The sequence below is a fragment of the Streptomyces sp. NPDC045955 genome (assembly GCF_056430805.1).
Window position 1 is genome coordinate 464,390 of the sequence record NZ_JBWKKY010000001.1, and the last position, 17,743, is coordinate 482,132.

At 70.7% G+C, this 17,743-nt stretch carries 18 protein-coding genes and 1 pseudogene; 11 read left to right on the forward strand and 8 right to left on the reverse strand.

Features of this window, described 5'->3' with window-relative positions:
- Positions 1-7: 7 nt before the first annotated feature.
- Positions 8-1,006, reverse strand: a complete 999-nt coding sequence (locus tag AC07F0_RS02115) for a UDP-glucuronic acid decarboxylase family protein (RefSeq protein WP_478973071.1) — start codon at positions 1,004-1,006, stop codon at positions 8-10.
- A gap of 192 nt (positions 1,007-1,198) precedes the next feature.
- On the opposite strand from AC07F0_RS02115, the gene AC07F0_RS02120 reads away from it, so the two are divergent.
- The 4 genes from AC07F0_RS02120 to AC07F0_RS02135 all read left to right on the forward strand — a co-directional run bounded on the left by AC07F0_RS02120 (position 1,199) and on the right by AC07F0_RS02135 (position 6,519).
- Entirely contained in the window at positions 1,199-1,858 is a 660-nt protein-coding gene (locus tag AC07F0_RS02120; protein ID WP_478973074.1) for a sugar transferase, read from the forward strand.
- A gap of 111 nt (positions 1,859-1,969) precedes the next feature.
- Complete coding sequence (locus AC07F0_RS02125; RefSeq protein ID WP_478973077.1) at positions 1,970-3,886, forward strand: DUF4012 domain-containing protein; 1,917 nt, start codon at positions 1,970-1,972, stop codon at positions 3,884-3,886.
- A 115-nt stretch (positions 3,887-4,001) separates the two neighbouring features.
- Positions 4,002-5,543: a tyrosine-protein kinase domain-containing protein gene (locus tag AC07F0_RS02130; RefSeq protein ID WP_478973079.1), complete on the forward strand. Its 1,542-nt coding sequence runs from the start codon at positions 4,002-4,004 to the stop codon at positions 5,541-5,543.
- Between the two features lie 16 nt (positions 5,544-5,559).
- Complete coding sequence (locus AC07F0_RS02135; protein ID WP_478973082.1) at positions 5,560-6,519, forward strand: glutaminyl-peptide cyclotransferase; 960 nt, start codon at positions 5,560-5,562, stop codon at positions 6,517-6,519.
- Between the two features lie 120 nt (positions 6,520-6,639).
- Here AC07F0_RS02135 and AC07F0_RS02140 read toward each other — a convergent pair whose 3' ends face one another.
- Together AC07F0_RS02140 and AC07F0_RS02145 are read right to left on the reverse strand one after the other, a co-directional pair.
- Positions 6,640-7,614, reverse strand: a complete 975-nt coding sequence (locus tag AC07F0_RS02140; RefSeq protein WP_478973085.1) for a WD40 repeat domain-containing protein — start codon at positions 7,612-7,614, stop codon at positions 6,640-6,642.
- Between the two features lie 123 nt (positions 7,615-7,737).
- The gene (locus tag AC07F0_RS02145) at positions 7,738-8,109 is read right to left on the reverse strand and encodes a VOC family protein (protein WP_478973088.1); all 372 of its coding nucleotides are present in this window, start codon (positions 8,107-8,109) and stop codon (positions 7,738-7,740) included.
- Positions 8,110-8,298: 189 nt separating this feature from the next.
- On the opposite strand from AC07F0_RS02145, the gene AC07F0_RS02150 reads away from it, so the two are divergent.
- A complete protein-coding gene (locus AC07F0_RS02150) occupies positions 8,299-8,973 on the forward strand; it encodes a GDSL-type esterase/lipase family protein (protein ID WP_478973091.1) in 675 nt (224 codons plus the stop codon).
- Here AC07F0_RS02150 and AC07F0_RS02155 read toward each other — a convergent pair.
- Positions 8,961-9,710 carry an aminoglycoside adenylyltransferase family protein gene (locus tag AC07F0_RS02155; protein WP_478973094.1) on the reverse strand — a complete coding sequence of 250 codons (750 nt, stop codon included), beginning with the start codon at positions 9,708-9,710 and terminating at the stop codon, positions 8,961-8,963. The genes AC07F0_RS02150 and AC07F0_RS02155 overlap by 13 nt on opposite strands.
- A gap of 90 nt (positions 9,711-9,800) precedes the next feature.
- On the opposite strand from AC07F0_RS02155, the gene AC07F0_RS02160 reads away from it, so the two are divergent.
- A complete protein-coding gene (locus AC07F0_RS02160; protein WP_478973097.1) occupies positions 9,801-10,388 on the forward strand; it encodes a Uma2 family endonuclease in 588 nt (195 codons plus the stop codon).
- Between the two features lie 80 nt (positions 10,389-10,468).
- Positions 10,469-11,461 (forward strand): aldo/keto reductase, encoded by a 993-nt coding sequence (locus AC07F0_RS02165; protein WP_478973100.1) that lies wholly within the window; start codon positions 10,469-10,471, stop codon positions 11,459-11,461.
- A gap of 197 nt (positions 11,462-11,658) precedes the next feature.
- Here the strand turns inward: AC07F0_RS02165 and thpR are convergent, their stop codons facing one another.
- Positions 11,659-12,231, reverse strand: coding sequence for an RNA 2',3'-cyclic phosphodiesterase (gene thpR, locus AC07F0_RS02170; RefSeq protein ID WP_478973103.1), 573 nt, complete (start codon positions 12,229-12,231; stop codon positions 11,659-11,661).
- A 47-nt stretch (positions 12,232-12,278) separates the two neighbouring features.
- On the opposite strand from thpR, the pseudogene AC07F0_RS02175 reads away from it, so the two are divergent.
- Positions 12,279-12,440: pseudogene (locus AC07F0_RS02175) on the forward strand (GNAT family N-acetyltransferase); the annotation flags it as partial.
- A gap of 31 nt (positions 12,441-12,471) precedes the next feature.
- Here the strand turns inward: AC07F0_RS02175 and AC07F0_RS02180 are convergent.
- Together AC07F0_RS02180 and AC07F0_RS02185 are read right to left on the reverse strand one after the other, a co-directional pair.
- The gene (locus AC07F0_RS02180; RefSeq protein ID WP_478973105.1) at positions 12,472-13,857 is read right to left on the reverse strand and encodes an MFS transporter; all 1,386 of its coding nucleotides are present in this window, start codon (positions 13,855-13,857) and stop codon (positions 12,472-12,474) included.
- Between the two features lie 152 nt (positions 13,858-14,009).
- Positions 14,010-14,447, reverse strand: a complete 438-nt coding sequence (locus tag AC07F0_RS02185) for a MarR family winged helix-turn-helix transcriptional regulator (protein WP_010035858.1) — start codon at positions 14,445-14,447, stop codon at positions 14,010-14,012.
- Positions 14,448-14,602: 155 nt separating this feature from the next.
- On the opposite strand from AC07F0_RS02185, the gene AC07F0_RS02190 reads away from it, so the two are divergent.
- The gene (locus AC07F0_RS02190) at positions 14,603-14,836 is read left to right on the forward strand and encodes a ribbon-helix-helix protein, CopG family (protein WP_307175929.1); all 234 of its coding nucleotides are present in this window, start codon (positions 14,603-14,605) and stop codon (positions 14,834-14,836) included.
- Here AC07F0_RS02190 and AC07F0_RS02195 read toward each other — a convergent pair.
- Entirely contained in the window at positions 14,806-16,257 is a 1,452-nt protein-coding gene (locus tag AC07F0_RS02195) for an NCS2 family permease (RefSeq protein WP_478973108.1), read from the reverse strand. The two genes, AC07F0_RS02190 and AC07F0_RS02195, sit on opposite strands and share 31 nt — an antisense overlap.
- A gap of 117 nt (positions 16,258-16,374) precedes the next feature.
- Here AC07F0_RS02195 and AC07F0_RS02200 point away from each other — a divergent pair, with 117 nt between their 5' ends.
- The gene (locus AC07F0_RS02200; RefSeq protein ID WP_478973111.1) at positions 16,375-16,677 is read left to right on the forward strand and encodes a DUF2530 domain-containing protein; all 303 of its coding nucleotides are present in this window, start codon (positions 16,375-16,377) and stop codon (positions 16,675-16,677) included.
- 118 nt (positions 16,678-16,795) lie between these two features.
- Complete coding sequence (locus AC07F0_RS02205) at positions 16,796-17,641, forward strand: class I SAM-dependent methyltransferase (RefSeq protein ID WP_478973114.1); 846 nt, start codon at positions 16,796-16,798, stop codon at positions 17,639-17,641.
- The last annotated feature ends 102 nt before the right edge of the window (positions 17,642-17,743 follow it).

Consider the following 17,743-nt stretch of genomic DNA (forward strand, 5'->3'; position numbering starts at 1 on the left):
GGGGCGGTCATGAGGCGGCGGCGGAGCTCGGCGTGGATCCGGCGGGCCGCGGGCCGCTCCCGGCGCACTCCCCGACGGACAGACGTCGGCGGAAGTACGTGACGGTCTCGCCCAGGCCACGCTCCAGAGGAGTCGTGGGCTCCCAGTTCAGCAGCTCGCGGGCCAGGGTGATGTCCGGACGCCGTCGCTCGGGGTCGTCCTGGGGACGGGGGATGAGGGTGATCTCGGAGCGCGACCGGGTGAGCTTGCCGATCCACTGCGCCAGCTCCAGCATGGTGACTTCGTGGGGATTGCCCAGGTTGACGGGTCCGCCGTGGTCGCCGGCCATCATGAGCAACAGGCCTTCGACCACGTCCTCGACGTAGCACAGGGACCTGGTCTGGCTGCCGTCACCGGTGACCGTGATCGGCTCCCCGCTCAGCGCCTGGCGCATGAAGGTGGGGATCGCCCGTCCGTCGTCCGGGCGCATCCTCGGCCCGAAGGTGTTGAAGATGCGCACGATCTTGGCGTCCACACCGCGGCTCCTGCGGTACGCCATCGTCAGTGCCTCACCGAAGCGCTTCGCCTCGTCGTACACCGAACGCGGGCCCACCGGGTTCACATGTCCCCAGTAGCTCTCCGGCTGAGGATGGACCAGCGGGTCGCCGTACGACTCGGAGGTGGAGGCCAGCAGGAAGCGGGCGCCCTTGGCCGCGGCCAGGTCCAAGGCGTGCCAGGTGCCGGCCGAGCCCACCCGGAGTGTCTCCAGGGGCAGCTTCAGGTAGTCGGCGGGCGAGGCTGGTGACGCCATGTGGAAGACGGCGTCCACCGACCCGGGCTCGTCCACGCCCTGGGTGATGTCCCGGTGGCGGAACTGGAAGTGCCGGTCGCCCATGAGGTGCTCGATGTTCTCGGGGCTGGACGTCAGGAAGTTGTCCACGCAGACGACTTCGTGGTCCTCCTGAAGCAGCCGCTCGCACAGATGGGAGCCGAGGAACCCAGCCCCACCCGTCACTACTGCACGCATGCAGGTCCTCTCGGCCGCCCCGTCCAAGCAGGTGGACGAGGGCGAGCTTCGGTGTCATTGCCGAAGCTCAGATCGATGTCGTGTTTCTATTCATTAGTCAGAAATAGACCGTTTGATACGTCAGGCGGGCCCCAATGCCCCCAGCCAGGGCGCGTTTCACCCGTTCTGCCGCAGAAGACGAAGGGATGCGCGATGCCGGTATCCGCTGAGAAGACGGCTCCTCACCGGCCGACTCCCTGTGGGCGGGCGCGCGGCGGAGTCCGGGCGGCCAAGCGGTTCATCGACTGCGTGGGGGCCGCCGTCCTGCTCCTGTGCGTGGCGCCGGTGCTGCTCGCCGCCGCCGTCGCGGTGAAGCTCGACAGCCCGGGCCCGCTGCTGTTCCGCCAGCGCCGCACCGGCTGGCGCGGCAAGGAGTTCGATGTCCTCAAGTTGAGGACGATGCACGTCGGTTCGGAGCGGTTGCGCACCGCCATGGAGAAACGCAACGAGGCGGACGGGCACCTCTTCAAGATCCGTGAGGACCCGCGGGTGACCGCGGCCGGGCGCTGGTTGCGCCGTTACTCCCTGGACGAGCTGCCGCAGCTGGTCAATGTGCTGCGGGGGCAGATGTCGCTGGTGGGTCCGCGTCCGCTCCCGGTCGTGGACTCGGCGTTCACCGGGGAGGCCCGCCGCCGTCTGCTGGTCCGGCCCGGGATCACCGGACTCTGGCAGGTGAGCGGACGGTCCGACCTCTCCTGGGAGGACGCCCTGCGTCTGGATCTCGAGTACGTCGACACCTGGTCGATCAGGCTGGATCTGGCGATCCTCTGCCGGACCCTCCCCGCCGTGCTGCGCGGTGACGGCGCCTACTGAGCCGGCGCCCGCGCGTCGCGCGGTGCGACTCACCTCCACATCCGGCGCCCCCGCGGGGCGTTGCGGAGCCCCGGACCCCAGCGAACGAGATCAGCCAGGGAGTGACATCAGATGTCCAGGACTCACCGGGGTGCGCCGTGGAGGCAGGAACCCCCGCTCGGTACGGAGCGGGGCCGGTGGATTCCACGCCGGTGCAAGGAGTGGACCCTGCCCGCCGTCATCGTCCGCCGACTGCGCGACCGTCGCGTCAGGATGCCGCTGTACGCCGCGGCCGGACTGCTCCTGGCCGGTGCCGTCTGGATCGCGGTCACCGGAATGCTCGCCCGGAACGAGCTGCTGGCCGCACAGCGAAGTCTGGAGACACTGCGCGGGCAGCACCTCGCGCAGCCGGCAGCGGGTCCGGCCGCCGCGGCCGCCCCGTCGGCGACGCTGACCGCGGCAGCGCGGGACGCGGTACGCGACGCCGCCGGCCACACCGCCCGAGCGCATCGGCTCACGACCGGCCCCGCCTGGTTCCCGGCGGCCCATCTGCCCCTCCTCGGCGGCCCTGTCCGTACCGTACGCGGTATCGCGGAGGCCTCCGACCGGCTGACCCACGACGTGCTCTCCCCCTTGGCGCACGCCGTCGCGGAGCTGGAATCCACCGGGACGGACGACGGAGGGCACCTGAACCTCTCCGCGCTGCGCCGTGTGGCTCCCCTTCTCGGACAGGCCTCGCGCAGCGCGTCGGGGGTACGCACCGATGTCGACGCCCTCCCGCACGGCACCTGGCTGCCGGCCACCGACCGGGCGCGTACCCGACTCGCACGACAGCTCGATCGGATCGCCCCTCTCACGCACGATGCCGCCGCGGCGGCCCGGTTGATGCCCACGATGCTCGGAGCGGACGGACCGCGGCGGTATCTGGTGGTGTTCGAGAACACCGCCGAGGCTCGTGGCACGGGCGGGCTGCCCGGAGCCTTCGCGGTGCTCAGGGCGGACCGGGGCCGACTCGGCTTCGAGCACTTCGGGAACGACACCGAACTGAGCGAGGCGTACGCGGACGTGGACCTGGGAGCGGAGTTCCACGGGCTCTACGGCCCCAGCGCCCCGACCCGGACCTGGGTGAACTCCAACATGAGCCCGCACTTCCCGTACGCGGCGCGGATCTGGGCCGCGGCGTGGCAGCGGCACAGCGGCCAGCGCGTGGACGGCGCCTTCGGCCTGGACCCGGGTGCGGTCTCCGGGCTGCTCGCCGCCTCCGGCCCTGCCCGGACGCGCGACGGGAGCGCCATCACCGCCCACAACGTCGTGGATGTCAGCGAGCGCGCCAGCTACGCGCGCCACCCGAACTTCAGGCAGCGCAAGGCGTACTTCCTCGACGTGGCGCGTGCGGTGGCCATCCGGCTGCTCGGCGCCTCGGCCGAACCCGCACGCCGGACCGCCCTCTTCTCGGCACTGCACCGGCAGCTGGAAGAGGGACGGATCAAGGTGTGGAGTGGGCACTCGGCGGAGCAGCGCGAGCTCCTGGCGCGGTCGTTCGGCGGAGCGCTGCCCGGAAGATCCGTTCCGCTGGCCGGACTGGTCGTCAACAACGCGGCGGGTACGAAGCTCGACTACTACCTCGACCGCCGACTCGTGTGGGCACCGGGCCGGTGCGTCGATGGCCGGCGCGAGGTCACCGTGACCGTGCGCCTGACCAACCGGGCCCCGGTGTCGGGACTCCCGCCGTACGTCGTCCAGCGGGTGGACGACCCGCCCTACGACACCCGGCCGGGTGACAACCGCCTGCTGGTGTCCTACTACGCCAGTTCGGAGGCCACCCTCTCCGGTGCCACCCTGGACGGCCGCCCCGCTCAGCTGAGTCACGGCGCCGAGCGGGGCCACCCGGTCTTCTCACTCGGCGTCGAGCTGCCCGCGGGCGCCACACGCACCCTCGTACTCCACTTGCTGGAGCGCCCTGAGGACCGTTCTCCCTTCGTGCTGCGTCAGCCGCTGGTGCTTCCCCTGCACGCCAGGGTGCTCCCGAGTGGTCCGTGCGGGGGCTGACCCGGTCCGGCCGACTCGGCGGAAGACGGTCACTCATGCACGTTTTCACCGCATATCACGGATACGATCACTCAGCTAATGAATGTCGCTATTGTCGCTCCCTGCACACTTTGGGATGGGTACCTTGGATCTGTCCGACTATCTTCGATTCCTGGTCAGGCGCTGGCGCGCCATCGTGGCACTGGGTCTGCTGGGAACAGCGGTCGGCGCGTTCGTCACCCACACCATCACACCGCAGTACCGCGCCACCTCGACGCTCTTCGTGTCTCTGCAGGACTGGGACGACACGGTCAAGCTCAATCAGGGCAACACCTTCGCCCAGGCTCGCGTCCGCTCCTACGCGGAAGTGGCCACCAGCCCCCGCGTGACCGAACCGGTCATCGAGTTTCTGCGCCTGGACATGTCGCCCTCGCAACTGGCCCGGAAGATCACTACGGAGGTACCGCTGGAAACGGTCCTCCTCAAGATCACCGTCACGGACACCCAGCCGTCCCGGGCGGCCCGGATCAGCGACGCGGTCGCCCACCGCTTCGCCGAGGTCATCGCCAGGATCGAACAACCGGAGGGCGCCCGGCACTCGCCCGTCCGGCTGAGCATCACCGAGCACGCCAGCAAGCCCAAGAAGCCGGCTTCCCCGAATCTGGTGCTCAACCTCGCACTCGGGCTCATGGCCGGTCTGGGCCTCGGCACCGGCCTGGCGGTCGCGCGGGAGTCGCTGGACACCTCGGTACGCAGCCGCGGTGACCTCGCCCGGTGTCTCGCCGACACCGGCGGACCGGCCGTACTCGGCAGCGTCGTCCTCGACCAGAGCGCCTCCCGGCACGCGGTGGCGACGGACGACGACGCGTTCAGCCGGCGGGCGGAGGACTTCAGACGGCTGCGCACCAACCTCCGGTTCGTGGACATCGACGCTCCGCCCAAGGTCATCGCGGTGACCAGCGCGGTGCCCGCCGAGGGGAAGACGAGTATCTCGATCAACCTGGCGTCCTCCCTGGCCGAGTTCGGCTCCTCGGTCTGCCTGGTCGACGCGGACCTGCGGCGCCCCCGCGTGGCCGGCGCGCTCGGCCTGGTGCAGGACGCCGGTCTGACCACCGTGATGATCGGCCAGGCGAACGCCGAGGACGTGATGCAGTCGGCGGGCTCCTTCTCGGTGCTGGCCAGCGGGGTGCTGCCGCCGAACCCGGCGGAGATGCTGGGCTCGGCGCAGTTCCGCGCCGTGGTGCGCTCGCTCGCCGACAGGTTCGACCATGTGGTGATCGACACCGCTCCGGTGCTCCCGGTGGCGGACACCCCGGCGATGTCCGCGGCGGTCGATGGCTACCTGCTGGCCGCCCGGTACGCGAAGAGCTCCCGGGGCCAAGTCACCGACGCCGTGCGCGCCCTGCAGGACGTCGGCGCCACCGTGCTCGGCAGCGTCCTCAACATGGTGCCCGCGAAGCGCGACAGCGAGCAGTACGGCTACGGGTACGACTACCGGCCCACGACCTCGGGACGCCGGGACCGGCTCCGGCTCCTGGCCCGGCTCACGCCCCGGCCACGGCTCCGGCTCCGCCGCCGCGGGAAGCCCGCGACGATCGACACCTTCCCCGCGCCGGCCGTGCCGACGGCGAAGGACACCACCCCGGCGGCTGCCAACGAGGGGGGAGACCATCACTGAGCGAAGGGGGGACGCCGTGGCCTGCCCGGGCCGTACGACCGGCCCGGGCCTCTCCGGGCAGGCGCCGCGTCGCCGGCCCGGCGTGCGCGGGCATCGGGGACCCGGCGCGGCGGTTCGCCTCTCCCGGCCGACGGTCCGGTCCGCGCGGACGCGTGCGCTGCTGGCGCTACCGGCCATCGCGGCCGCGGCCCTGGCAGGCGCGACACTGCTCACCTCGTGCCAGGCCGACGATCGCTCACCAGCGCGAGCGCGGGTCGCGGCCGGGCCTGCCACGGGACCGGTCGAGCAACTCGGGGTCAGGGTCCTCGACGTCCTGCCCCACGACCCGAAGGCCTATACGCAGGGCCTCGAGATGGCCGGGCGAACCCTCTACGAGGGGACGGGCATGGCCGGTGAGTCGTCGATCCGCCGGGGGCCGCCCGGCCGGCGTCCCACCGTCCGTGTCGGCCTGCCGGCACCGCTGTTCGGGGAGGGGGTCACCGTCCTCGGACCGACGCTGTGGCAGTTGACCTGGCGGGACCACATCGCGATCGAACGGGACGCCGCAACCCTGGCCGAGCTGCGTCGTCTCCCCTACCCGGCGGAGGGCTGGGGCGTATGCCACCAGCCGGGGCGCGGGCGGCTGGTCACCAGTGACGGTTCCGCTCGGCTGACCTTCCGGGACCCGCGCACACTGGCCGCGACCGGTGAGCTCCTCGTTACTCTCCGAGGCCGTCCGGTGCCGCAGCTCAACGAGCTGGAATGCGTGGGCGACCGTGTGTACGCCAATGTCTGGCCCTCCGACCGGATCGTGCGCGTCGACACGGGCACCGGCGCGGTCACCGCTCAGATCGATGCCTCGGGGCTGCTGTCCTCGAAGGAGCGGCAGCCCGCCGAGGTGCTGAACGGCATCGCCGCCATCCCGGGCACCGATGAGTTCCTGCTCACCGGCAAGTGGTGGCCGAAGATGTTCCGGGTGGCTTTCGTCGCCAGGTGATCCGGTTCCCGTTGGGTTGGAGGTGCTGGTGGCGCAACTCCGAGGCACGCCGGCCTCCCCGTAGGCCGCCGCCGTCTCCGTCTCCGTCTCCGTCTCTGTGTCCGGCTTTGTGTCCGGCTGCTACCTGCGCCGCCTCAGCCCGCGCAGGCCGAGCAGGGCGACACAGACGACGGCCACGGCGATGGCGCCGGTCTTGAGATCGCCGCCGAGCCCGTCGCCGTTGCCACCGTCGCTGCGTGCGGACGAACTCCCTGCCTCGGACGAGGATCCGGAGCCACCGGGCGCGTCCTGGCCCTCCACCGAGCTGTCGGCCCCCTCGGCGCCGTACATGAGCCGCCTCCCGTCGGCGGTGTAGGTGACGGACTCGCCCTGCCCGAGGAACGGCACGCCGAGCCGCTCCTTCCGCTTGATCTTCCCGCCGTTCCAGTCGTACGCGATCGCGCCGAAGTAGCTGCGTACGACGAGGTGTTCGCCGTCCGGGGAGAGCGTGGCGTCGGTGGCCTCCAGGTCGGGCACGGCGGCCACGGGCCGGAAGACGTTCGTGCCCGAGGCGGAGAGCTCGGCGGGCCCCTCGTACAGGTGCCCGCCCTTCTCGTTCTTGTCGACGATGTAGGCCCGGCCGGTCTTCGGGTGCACGACCAGGGACTCGGCGTCGCGGGGCCCGTCGGAGTACTTCACGACGTACTGCGTGGCCCGGATCGTCTGGTCCTTCAGCGTCTTCGGCTCGGGCAGCTCGTAGATCCACACGTGGGGCCAGCTGCCACCGAGGTTGTCGCCGATGTCGCCGACGTAGATCCGGTTGCCCGGGCCGACGGAGATGGCCTCGACGTCCCGGGGCGTGCCGACGCCGGTGAGGGTGAGGCGGGCGACGGTCTCGCCGGTCCTGCTGTCGACGGCGTAGATGTAGGGGCCGTCGTCGCTGTCGTTGTGCGTCCAGTAGATGCCGGGGTGGAGCCGGGACGCGGCCAGACCGCTGGACTCGGTGATGCGCGGATCCTTGATCGTGAAGTCCTCGTCGCCGTCGGCGGCGGAGGCGGGCACGGCGAAGGCGCCTATGAGAAGGGCCGCGGCGAGGGTGGCGAACGGTCGGCGCATGCCCTCAAGCCTGCCATCCCGCTGCGCGGTTCATCGCCGGTAACGGATCACGGGCACAGCGGACGACGCCCTCAGGAGCTGAGCTGACCGTTGCAGGCCGGCAGCTGGGACAGGCAGTGGCGGTCAGGCTCCCTCGGGGGTGATCAGGCAGAAGGGATGGCCGACGGGGTCCTCGTAGACGCGGTAGCCGATCGGCCTGTCCGAACCATCCAGCAGCCTCGCACCGAGGGCGAGCACCTGGGCCTCAGCCGTATCGAGGTTCGCGACCATCACGTCGAGGTGCATGTGCGGAGGGCGCGCGGAATCCGTCCACCGCGGCGCGCGAAAGTCGTCCACCCGCTGGAAGGCGACCACCGGGGCGCCCGCCGCATTCTGGAGCACGACGAAGTCGCCGGTGTCCGCCTGCCGTGAGAGCGACAGCAGCTTCTCGTAGAAACCGGCGAGCTCATCCGGGTCGGGGCAGTCGATGACAACGGTGTACAGGCGGCCGATCATCCAGCTCACTCTGCCACCGGCCCGCGAGCGGACTGAGACACCCCGAGGTCGTGGCGCATCGCCTGAGCCGCGGTCTCCATCGTTTCGCCTGGTTCGAGGGCACCGCGTTCGAGGCGGCCGCGGCGCCGGAGACCGGTGCGTGGCCCGACTCACACCCCGTCCGGCCGTCTGATCGTTCATGATGAGCGGGTGCTCAGGTTCATGCCCGTCGGTGACTCCATGACGATCGGGAGCGCGGGCGAACACACGTGGCGCTACCGGATGTGGCAGCACCTGTGCCGTTCCTACGGCGGCCCCTTCACCCTCGTCGGCCCGCGCGAGACGCTGCACGACAAACTCGCCGACGCCCCGACCTCGTACGCGTACGCCGACCCGGACTTCCCGCGTGCGCACCTGGCCGGCTGGGGCGAGGGGTGGCTGCACATGGCGCCGCTGATCGGCGAGGCGGTGCGGTCGTGCCGCGCGGATGTCCTCCTGGTCTCCCTCGGCCTGATCGACCTGGGCTTCTACACCAACGCCGAGCAGACCGCCGAGAACGTGAGGGCCTTCGCCGCCGAGGCCCGCGCGGCGAACCGGCGGGTGCGGATGGTGTGGCTGCCGGTGACCCCGAACGTGCGGGCCCAGTCCGACCCGCCCTTCGCCGCCGAGGTCGCCCGCTTCAACGAACTGCTGGCGAAGACGGCCGCGGACCTCGACGAGGCCGGCTCGCCCGTCCTCCTGGCCTCGCCCCCACCGTCGTACGACATCGACGCGGACACCTACGACGGCACCCACCCCAACGACAGCGGCGAGCACAAGATCGCGGCGGCCTTCGCCGAGGCGATGTACCAGGCCTGGGACCTGGGCGAGCCCTACGAGCGGTGACTCTCGGTGATCATCCGGGTCAGGAACTCCGCGCAGGGCCGGGGCGCCAGGTCGTCCCAGCGCTCCGTCTCCTCCCCCAGGTAGACGGCCCGGGCGCGGGCGAGGACGGGCCGGTGCTCGGCGGGGAGGCGGTCGAGCGCCCACGCGGCTGCCGCGTCCTTCGAGCGGATGGTCCCGGTGGTGAGCGTGGTCCAGATCCGGGCGAGGGTGAGCAGCACGTTGCGGGTGTCGGAGTCCAGGTCGGCCATCAGCTCCGGCACGCCGGCGACGAGGGCGCGCCGGAGGTCGTCGTGCGGGACGGGGTCGAGGAGCTCGGCGGGCGGCGGCCCGTGGAGCGGGGCGTCGGCGCGCAGGACCATCGTGAGGAGAGGCGCGAGGTCGGGGCTGTGCTCGGGGGCCGGGGTCACTCCGCGCTCGTAGTCGTCCCGTAGCCAGTCGCCGTAGAGGAAGTCGCAGGTGGGTGGGTAGCGCCAGGGCCGTACGTCGTCCTGTACGACGACGATCAGCTCCACGTGCCGCCGCCCGTCCACGCCGGACACCTTGAGCAACTCCTCGACCAGGGCCCGGCGTTGGGCGTGTGTCGTGGGCTCCCGTACGACGGCCAGGACGTCGATGTCACTGTGCGGGCGGAGGCCGCCGAGGGTGGCGGAGCCGTGCGGGTAGATGCCGAGGACACAGTCGCCGAGGGTGGTGCGGAGGAGCTCGACGAGGTGGTCGGTGCCGGGCTGCTCTGGCATATGCGCTCTTCCCCGTGTCGTGGTCACCGTGCGTATCGTTGTACTGCGCGGCTGCGCCTGTCCGTGGGGCAGCCGGGGAGGAGCGCCACGATGACCGTCCTTGAAGACAGGATCAAGATGGCCGACGCGAACACCGAGCGCCTCGACGAGTGGTTCGAGCGCCTTGAGCGGATGCCCGTCCCCGAGGGATACAGGGTCGAGATCGTCGGGGGCAACGTCCATATGACGCCGCAGCGGGACACTCATTGGCTGATCATCCGCGCGTTCCTTTGGGCTCTCGAGGACAGGTTCGGGAGGGAGGTCAAGGTGTTCTCGGACGTCCGGATCGACTTCCCGGGCCACGAGAACGGCTTCTGCCCGGACATCGCGCTGCTCAAGGAATCGGCGAAGAAGGACGACACGGGCCACTGGCGTTACCAGGACGTCGACTTCGTCGCCGAGGTCATCTCCGAGGGTACGGCCCACAATGACTACGGCCCGAAGAAGCTCGCGTACGCAGAGGCCAAGGTCCCCGTCTACGTCATCGCCGATCCCTACCAGGGGAGGTGCTATGTCTACACCGACCCCAAGGACGGCGACTACGAGACAAGGACTCCTGTGGACTTCGGCACCGACATCGACCTGACCGGCACGATGGTCGACCTCGCCCTCAAGACCGACACCTTCCCCCGCGACTGACCACGCCTCGCAGTGGGACCGCACGCCGACGTGAGAAGCCGCTTGCTTGGAGCGCACTTCAAGACGTTGGCTTGGGCAGCATGAAGTACACGCAGCTCGGACGCACGGGACTCAAGGTCAGCCGGCTCGTCCTCGGCACCATGAACTTCGGCCCGCAGACCGACGAGGCCGACAGCCACGCCATCATGGACGCGGCACTGGACGCGGGCATCAACTTCTTCGACACCGCCAACGTCTACGGCTGGGGCGAGAACAAGGGCCGTACCGAAAGCATCATCGGCACCTGGTTCGCCAAGGGCGAGGGGCGGCGCGACAAGGTCGTCCTCGCCACGAAGGTGTACGGCAACATGGGTGCCGACGGCCCGGCCTGGCCCAACCACGACAAGCTCTCCGCGGTCAACATCCGGCGGGCCGTGGACGCCAGCCTCAAGCGGCTCCAGACCGACTACATCGACGTCTACCAGTTCCACCACATCGACCGGAACACGCCCTTCGAGGAGATCTGGCAGGCGATCGACGTCCTGGTCCAGCAGGGCAAGATCCTCTACGTCGGGTCGTCGAACTTCCCCGGCTACAAGATCGCCCAGGCCAACGAGATCGCCGCCCGGCGGGGCGGGACCATCGGGCTGGTCAGCGAGCAGTGCCTGTACAACCTCGCGGAGCGGCGTGCCGAGATGGAGGTCATCCCGGCCGCGCAGGACTACGGCCTCGGCGTCATACCCTGGTCGCCGCTGCACGGCGGTCTGCTGGGCGGTGTCCTCAAGAAGGAGGTCGAGGGCAAGCGCCGCGCCTCCGGCCGCGCGGCCGACGCGCTCAACGACCCCGCCACCCGCACGCGGATCCAGTCCTACGAGGACCTGCTCGACAAGCACGGCGTCGAGCCCGGCGAGGCCGCCCTGGCCTGGCTGCTCACCCGCCCCGGCGTGACCGGCCCGATCGTCGGCCCCCGCACGGCCGAACAGCTCGCCTCCGCGGTCCGCGCGTCCGAGCTGGACCTGTCCGAGGAGCTCCTGACGGGCCTGGACGAGATCTTCCCGGGGCCGGGGCCGAGCCCGGAGGCCTTCGCCTGGTAGAAGACGCCCTCCTTATCAAGGGGCGCGGGGAACTGCGCGGCAAGCCCCCACCGGCCCGCAGCCGGAAAGCATCCGTCCGCAGTTCCCCGGCCGCCGCCCTACCTCCCGAGCACGGAAGCCAAGGCGACAACAAGGAACATCAGCACGAGCACACCGGCCATGATCCGGTTCCGGGTCTTCGGGTCCACGCCCCGAGCCTAACCGGCGCCGCCGAGGGGCCAGCGGGCGACCGCCTCATAGCGGGGCTGCTCGCCCGCGACCCCCGAGGTCGGCAGATTACTCCGCACCAGCACCAGGTCCTCCACCGTCCAGGTGCGACTCGCGAACGCGTCCAGGGCCTCGACGCAGGCCCGGACGTCGAAGGCGTCCCGGCTGCGCGCCAGCGTGAGGTGCGGCTTGTACCGCCGGTGCTCCCCCATCGCCACGCCCGCCCGGCGCGCCGCCGCCTCCGCCCGCTCGGCCAGCAGCCGCAGGGTCGCCAGGTCCCCCTCCGCCCCGGCCCACAGGGCACGCCCGTGTCCGAACTGACCGCCGCCCCGCACGGCGAGCGGAAACGGATCGGTACGGCGGGCCGCACGCTCCAGCCTGGCCGACAGCTCCGGCAGGAGCCCGTCGTCGACCTCGCCGTAGAAGGCGAGGGTGAAGTGCCAGCCCGGGCGGCCGGTCCACCTCAGCCCGTCCGCCCCGGGCAGCTTGTGCAACGCGTTCACCACGGCACCGAGTTCGCGGACCACCCCGTCAGGGGGAAGCACGGCGGCGAAGAGTCTCATGGCTCCAGCCTGGCACCATGCGGCCATGGAGATCACCATCAGAGAAGGTGACCCGGCGGGCAGGGGTGGGCCCCTTGCGGGTCGACTGCTACGCCGGTGACGACGGCAGGCTCGTCCGCTCCTACGAGGCCAACGGCTTCACCCGGACCGAGGCCTTCACGGTCGGCGAGAACAGCCGGCCGGGCCGGCTGCCGGCCAAACGGGTGTGAGCCTCCCGGCCGGGCTCGCGCCCATGCCGCCCTACGCCGCCGGAGCCAGTGCCTCCTGGCGCTCCCGCGGGACGAACCGCACCCGTGGGTGGCCGTGGTGCCAGCCGACCGACAGGCGGAGGTTGCCGACGCGGGCCAGGATCAGGCCGATCACGGCCGCGGCGACGGCCGCGACGGCACCGCCGGCCGCGAGGCCGACCCGGGCGCCGTACGTGTCGGTGATCCAGCCGACGATCGGCGCGCCGACCGGGGAGCCGCCGAGGAAGACCATCATGTAGAGGGCCATGACACGGCCGCGCATGGCCGGGTCCGTGGACATCTGGATGCTGGTGTTCGTCGTGACGTTGACCGTCATGCCGAACAGGCCCAGCGGGACCATGAGCAGGGCGAACATCCACAGGGTGGGGGTGGTCGCCGCCAGCATCTCCAGCGCGCCGAAGACCATGGCCGCCGCGATCAGCAGCCGCAACCGGGCCGTGCCGCGCCGGGCGGCGAGCAGTGCGCCGGCGACGGAGCCGACCGCCATCAGCGTGTTGAACATGCTGTAGGCGCCCGCGCCCGCGTGGAACACGTCGTCCGCGAAGGCCGAGAGGTAGACGGGGAAGTTGAAGGCGAAGGTGCCGACGAACCCGACCAGGACGATCGGCCAGATCAGCTCCGGGCGGCCGGTGACGTACCGCACGCCTTCCCGCAGCTGCCCCTTGCCGCGCGGGGCGCGCTCGACGACGTGCAGCTCGCGGGCGCGCATCAGCAGCAGGCCGGTGAGCGGCGCGACGAAGGACAGGCCGTTGAAGAGGAACGCGTAGCCGGTGCCGACGCCGGTGATCAGTATGCCCGCGACGGCGGGGCCGACCAGGCGGGCGGACTGGAAGTTCGCCGAGTTCAGGCTGACCGCGTTCTGCAGCTGCCCCGGGCCGACCAGCTCGGAGACGAAGGACTGCCGGGCCGGGTTGTCGACCACCGTGGCGAGACCGACCGCGAAGGCGGCGACGTACACGTGCCACACCTGGACGTGGCCGGTGAGGACGGAGGCGGCGAGGGCGAGGGCGGTGAGGGCCATCGCCGACTGGGTGACGAGCAGGGTGGGCCGCTTGCGCAGCCGGTCGACGAGGACACCGCCGTAGAGGCCGAAGAGCAGCATCGGCAGGAACTGGAGTGCCGTCGTTATGCCCACGGCCGCGGAGGAGCCGGTGAGGCTGAGCACCAGCCAGTCCTGGGCGATGCGCTGCATCCAGGTGCCGATGTTCGAGACGACCTGTCCCATGAAGAACAGGCGGTAGTTCCTGACCTTCAGGGAGGAGAACATCGAGGACTTGCGGACCGGCCGGGTGGCGTCGGAGGGGCGGGGGTCGGAGGTGGGCGGGGAGTCGTGGGGATCAGGTGCGGGGGCGGAAGCTGCTCCGGGTCCCGAACTCAAAAGGGTTCGCCTCCTCTTTCTCTGCTCGTTCGCCTTCGGGGCGCTGGAGCCGGTGTCGAGGGGCCGACCGTGCTCACCCCTTCGGGCCTCCGCGCGCTCGGCCCCTCGACACCGTCGCGCCCCTACGGCTCACTCGCGGCGACGACTACGGATCACAGATGCGCGAGTTTCTCCAGCACGGGGGCGGCGGCGCGCAGTTTGGCCCACTCGTCCTCGTCGAGGTTCTCGACCAGCGAGGCCAGGAACGCGTTCCGCTTGCGGCGGCTCTCCTCGAGCATCGCTTCGGCCTGCTCGGTGCGCGTCACGACCTTCTGGCGCCGGTCCTCGGGGTGCGGCTCCAGACGGACCAGTCCCTTGGACTCCAGCAGCGCCACGATGCGGGTCATCGAGGGCGGCTGGACATGCTCCTTGCGGGCGAGCTCGCCCGGGGTGGCCCTGCCGCACAGGGACAGGGTGCCGAGCACCGACATCTCGGTGGGGCTGAGCGACTCGTCGACCCGCTGGTGCTTGAGCCGACGGGACAGCCGCATCACGGCGGATCGGAGGGAGTTCACGGCGGCTACGTCGTCGCCATGGCTGAGGTCCGGCATGTTCTTTAGCGTAACTCATTACTCTCGCTAAGTACCACCCGGGGTGCACCTAGATGCCCGTGACCCTGGCCACTGAACCGTGACATCACTCATATGGGTGATCCGGCCGCGGAAGAGGACACACCGGACCGAACGGTGCCGCGACCCTCATGGGCATGGGGACCAGCGTGCTCAGCCTGCGAATAGACCACGAGCTGCTTCAGCGGCTCCGCCACCAAGCCGCGAAAAGGGGAATGAGCGTCCAGGACTATGTCGTCCGGACGCTCATTCGCGATGACTTCGACCAGCGTTTCCAGGCCGCCGTCGAGGAGACGGAGAGGTTCTACGGGTCACCCGACTCGGGCGACGAGGACCAGGATCAGGTCAGACCCAGCGCCGGCATCAGGTAGTAGAACGCGAACACCGCCGCCACCGCGTACATCGCCGTCGGCACCTCCTTGCCCCGCCCGGCCGCCGCCCGCAGCACCACGAAGGTGATGAAGCCCATGCCGATGCCGTTGGTGATCGAGTACGTGAACGGCATCATCAGCATCGTCACGAAGGCCGGGATGGCGATCGTGTGGTCCGCCCAGTCGATCTCCCTGACCGAGCCGGCCAGGATCAGGAAGCCGACCGCGAGCAGGGCGGGGGTGGCCGCCTGGGACGGCACCATCGTGGCGACCGGCGTCAGGAAGAGGGCGGCGGCGAAGAGGCCACCGGTGACGACGTTCGCGAGACCGGTCCGGGCGCCCTCGCCGACACCGGCCGTGGACTCGACGAAGGCGGTGGTCGCCGAGGAGGAGCCGGCACCGCCGGCGGCGACCGCGAGACCGTCGACGAACAGCACCTTGTTGATGCCGGGCATCTGCCCCTGCGCGTCGGTCAGCTTCGCCTCGTCGGAGACGCCCATGATCGTGCCCATCGCGTCGAAGAAGCACGACAGCAGCACGGTGAAGACGAACAGCACACCGGTCAGCACACCGACCTTCTCGAAGCCGCCGAACAGGCTGACCTGCCCGACCAGCCCGAAGTCGGGGCTCGCGACCGGGTTGCCGGGCCACTTCGGGGTGGTCAGACCCCAGCTCGGCACCTTGGCCACGGCCTCGATGGCCACGGCCACGACGGTCATGGCGACGATCGAGATCAGGATCGCGCCGGAGACCTTGCGCACGATCAGGGCGAGCGTGAGCAGCACGCCCAGGACGAAGACCAGCACCGGCCAGCCGTTGAGGTGGCCGTCGCCGCCGAGCTGGAGCGGGACGGTGGTCCGGGCGGCGTCCGGGATACGGGAGACGAAACCGGCGTCGACGAGACCGATCAGCATGATGAACAGGCCGATGCCGATGGAGATGGCCTTGCGCAGCCCGTAGGGGACGGCGTTCATCACGCGCTCGCGCAGCCCCGTGGCGACCAGCAGCATGACCACGAACCCGGCGAGGACCACCATGCCCATCGCGTCCGGCCAGGACATGCGCGGGGCGAGCTGGAGGGCGACGACGGAGTTCACCCCGAGGCCGGCGGCGAGCGCGATCGGCACGTTGCCGATGACGCCCATGAGGAGGGTGGCGAGCGCGGCCGTGAGAGCCGTCGCGGTGACCAGCTGCCCGTTGTCGAGCTGGTGACCGTACATGTCCTTGGCGCTGCCGAGGATGATCGGGTTCAGCACGATGATGTAGGCCATCGCGAAGAAGGTGGCGAGGCCGCCCCGGACCTCACGGGACAGCGTGCTGCCCCGCTCGGAGATCCGGAAGAAGCGGTCGAGTGCGCCGTACGTGGGCCCGGCTCCCGGCTGTTCAGGGGCGGGGACCTTGGCGGGAGCCGAGGAGGACATGTGTTTGGTGTTTCCTACGAAGAGAAGCGGTCAGACACAAACCGTTTCAGTATGAACATATAAGGCCTGGATCGCACATCTGCGCGCGTAGACCTGATCGCCTCGTAAGCTGTCCCCATGGCGAAATGGACCCCCAGACACGAGGCGCCGGAGCCCCTGGAGGGCCCCGTGGTCGCCACCGTCACCGGCGGCACGATCCTGTGGTTCGTCCTCTTCCTGGTCCAGCTCCCCTTCTACGGCTGGTTCGACGACCACGGCCACACCTGGTGGGTGTGGACCTGCCTGGCCGGCGGCGGTCTGGGGCTGATCGGCATCTGGTACGTCCGCAGGCGCGAGGCCGCGATCAAGCGGGCGGCGGCCCAGCAGGAGGTGACGGCCACTCCGCCGGCCGGAGGGACGGCGACACCGCCGGCCGAATAGGCACGTTCCTGCCCGCTTCCCGGCGAGACACGCAGCCGCCGCCTCCCTACTCTCGGAGGAAGGCGGCGAAACGCCCGAAATCGTCGCGGCCGCCGCCCCACCGGTGAGGAGCGCAGCCATGACGACGCAGGACAGCGCGGCAGAGGCCGACCGGGCCCTGAAGGCCAAACACCGGGCGATGTGGGCGCAGGGCGACTACCCGTCCCTGGCCGCAGAGGTCATCCCCGATCTCGGGGCGGTCCTGGTCGAGGCGTGCGGGGTCCGCTCCGGCCAACGGGTGCTGGACGTGGGCGCCGGCAGCGGCAACGCCGCGATCCCGGCGGCCCTGGCCGGCGCGGACGTGGTCGCCTCGGACCTGACCCCGGAGCTGTTCGAGGCCGGCCGGCGCGCGGCCGGGAAGCACGGCGTGGAACTGAGCTGGCAGGAGGCCGACGCCGAGGCCCTGCCCTTCGATGACGCGGAGTTCGACACCGTGCTGTCCTGCGTCGGGGTGATGTTCGCACCGCACCACCAGCAGGCCGCCGGCGAACTCGCCCGGGTCTGCCGTCCGGGCGGCACCATCGGCCTGCTGAGCTGGACGCCGCAGGGCTTCATTGGGCGGATGTTCGCCACGATGAAGCCGTACGCGCCGCCGCCCCCGCCGGGTGCCCAGCCGCCCCCGCTGTGGGGGGACGAGGACCATGTGCGCGCCCTCTTCGGCGACCGGATCACGAACGTGCGGGCCGAGCGCCGGACCGTCCGGGTCGACCGCTTCGAGACACCCGAGGCGTTCCGTGACTACTTCAAGGAGCGCTACGGCCCCACGATCACCGTCTACAAGAACATCGCCGGCGATCCCGAGCGCACCGCCGCCCTGGACCGCGACCTGGCGGGCCTCGCCCGTGAGGGCGATCTGAGCACGGACGGGGGCGGGACCGTCCTGGAGTGGGAATACCTGCTGTTCACCGCGCGCCGGGCGAGCTGACACCGCGGGTGGCACCAGGGTCCGACGGGGCTCGGAGGGCGTACAACTGCCGTACGACCAGGGCACGACGTCCGTCGTTCCCAGGTCGGATCTTCCCCGCAT

Bases quoted from the DNA above. Each gene is read 5' to 3' on its own strand.
- AC07F0_RS02190 (WP_307175929.1), top strand. From the start codon at position 14,603: ATGGGGACCAGCGTGCTCAGCCTGCGAATAGACCACGAGCTGCTTCAG.
- AC07F0_RS02185 (WP_010035858.1), bottom strand. From the start codon at position 14,447: ATGCCGGACCTCAGCCATGGCGACGACGTAGCCGCCGTGAACTCCCTC.
- AC07F0_RS02165 (WP_478973100.1), top strand. From the start codon at position 10,469: ATGAAGTACACGCAGCTCGGACGCACGGGACTCAAGGTCAGCCGGCTC.
- AC07F0_RS02115 (WP_478973071.1), bottom strand. From the start codon at position 1,006: ATGCGTGCAGTAGTGACGGGTGGGGCTGGGTTCCTCGGCTCCCATCTG.
- AC07F0_RS02200 (WP_478973111.1), top strand. From the start codon at position 16,375: ATGGCGAAATGGACCCCCAGACACGAGGCGCCGGAGCCCCTGGAGGGC.
- AC07F0_RS02140 (WP_478973085.1), bottom strand. From the start codon at position 7,614: ATGCGCCGACCGTTCGCCACCCTCGCCGCGGCCCTTCTCATAGGCGCC.
- AC07F0_RS02125 (WP_478973077.1), top strand. From the start codon at position 1,970: ATGTCCAGGACTCACCGGGGTGCGCCGTGGAGGCAGGAACCCCCGCTC.
- AC07F0_RS02195 (WP_478973108.1), bottom strand. From the start codon at position 16,257: ATGTCCTCCTCGGCTCCCGCCAAGGTCCCCGCCCCTGAACAGCCGGGA.
- AC07F0_RS02205 (WP_478973114.1), top strand. From the start codon at position 16,796: ATGACGACGCAGGACAGCGCGGCAGAGGCCGACCGGGCCCTGAAGGCC.
- AC07F0_RS02120 (WP_478973074.1), top strand. From the start codon at position 1,199: ATGCCGGTATCCGCTGAGAAGACGGCTCCTCACCGGCCGACTCCCTGT.
- AC07F0_RS02145 (WP_478973088.1), bottom strand. From the start codon at position 8,109: ATGATCGGCCGCCTGTACACCGTTGTCATCGACTGCCCCGACCCGGAT.
- AC07F0_RS02155 (WP_478973094.1), bottom strand. From the start codon at position 9,710: ATGCCAGAGCAGCCCGGCACCGACCACCTCGTCGAGCTCCTCCGCACC.
- AC07F0_RS02160 (WP_478973097.1), top strand. From the start codon at position 9,801: ATGACCGTCCTTGAAGACAGGATCAAGATGGCCGACGCGAACACCGAG.
- AC07F0_RS02130 (WP_478973079.1), top strand. From the start codon at position 4,002: ATGGGTACCTTGGATCTGTCCGACTATCTTCGATTCCTGGTCAGGCGC.
- thpR (WP_478973103.1), bottom strand. From the start codon at position 12,231: ATGAGACTCTTCGCCGCCGTGCTTCCCCCTGACGGGGTGGTCCGCGAA.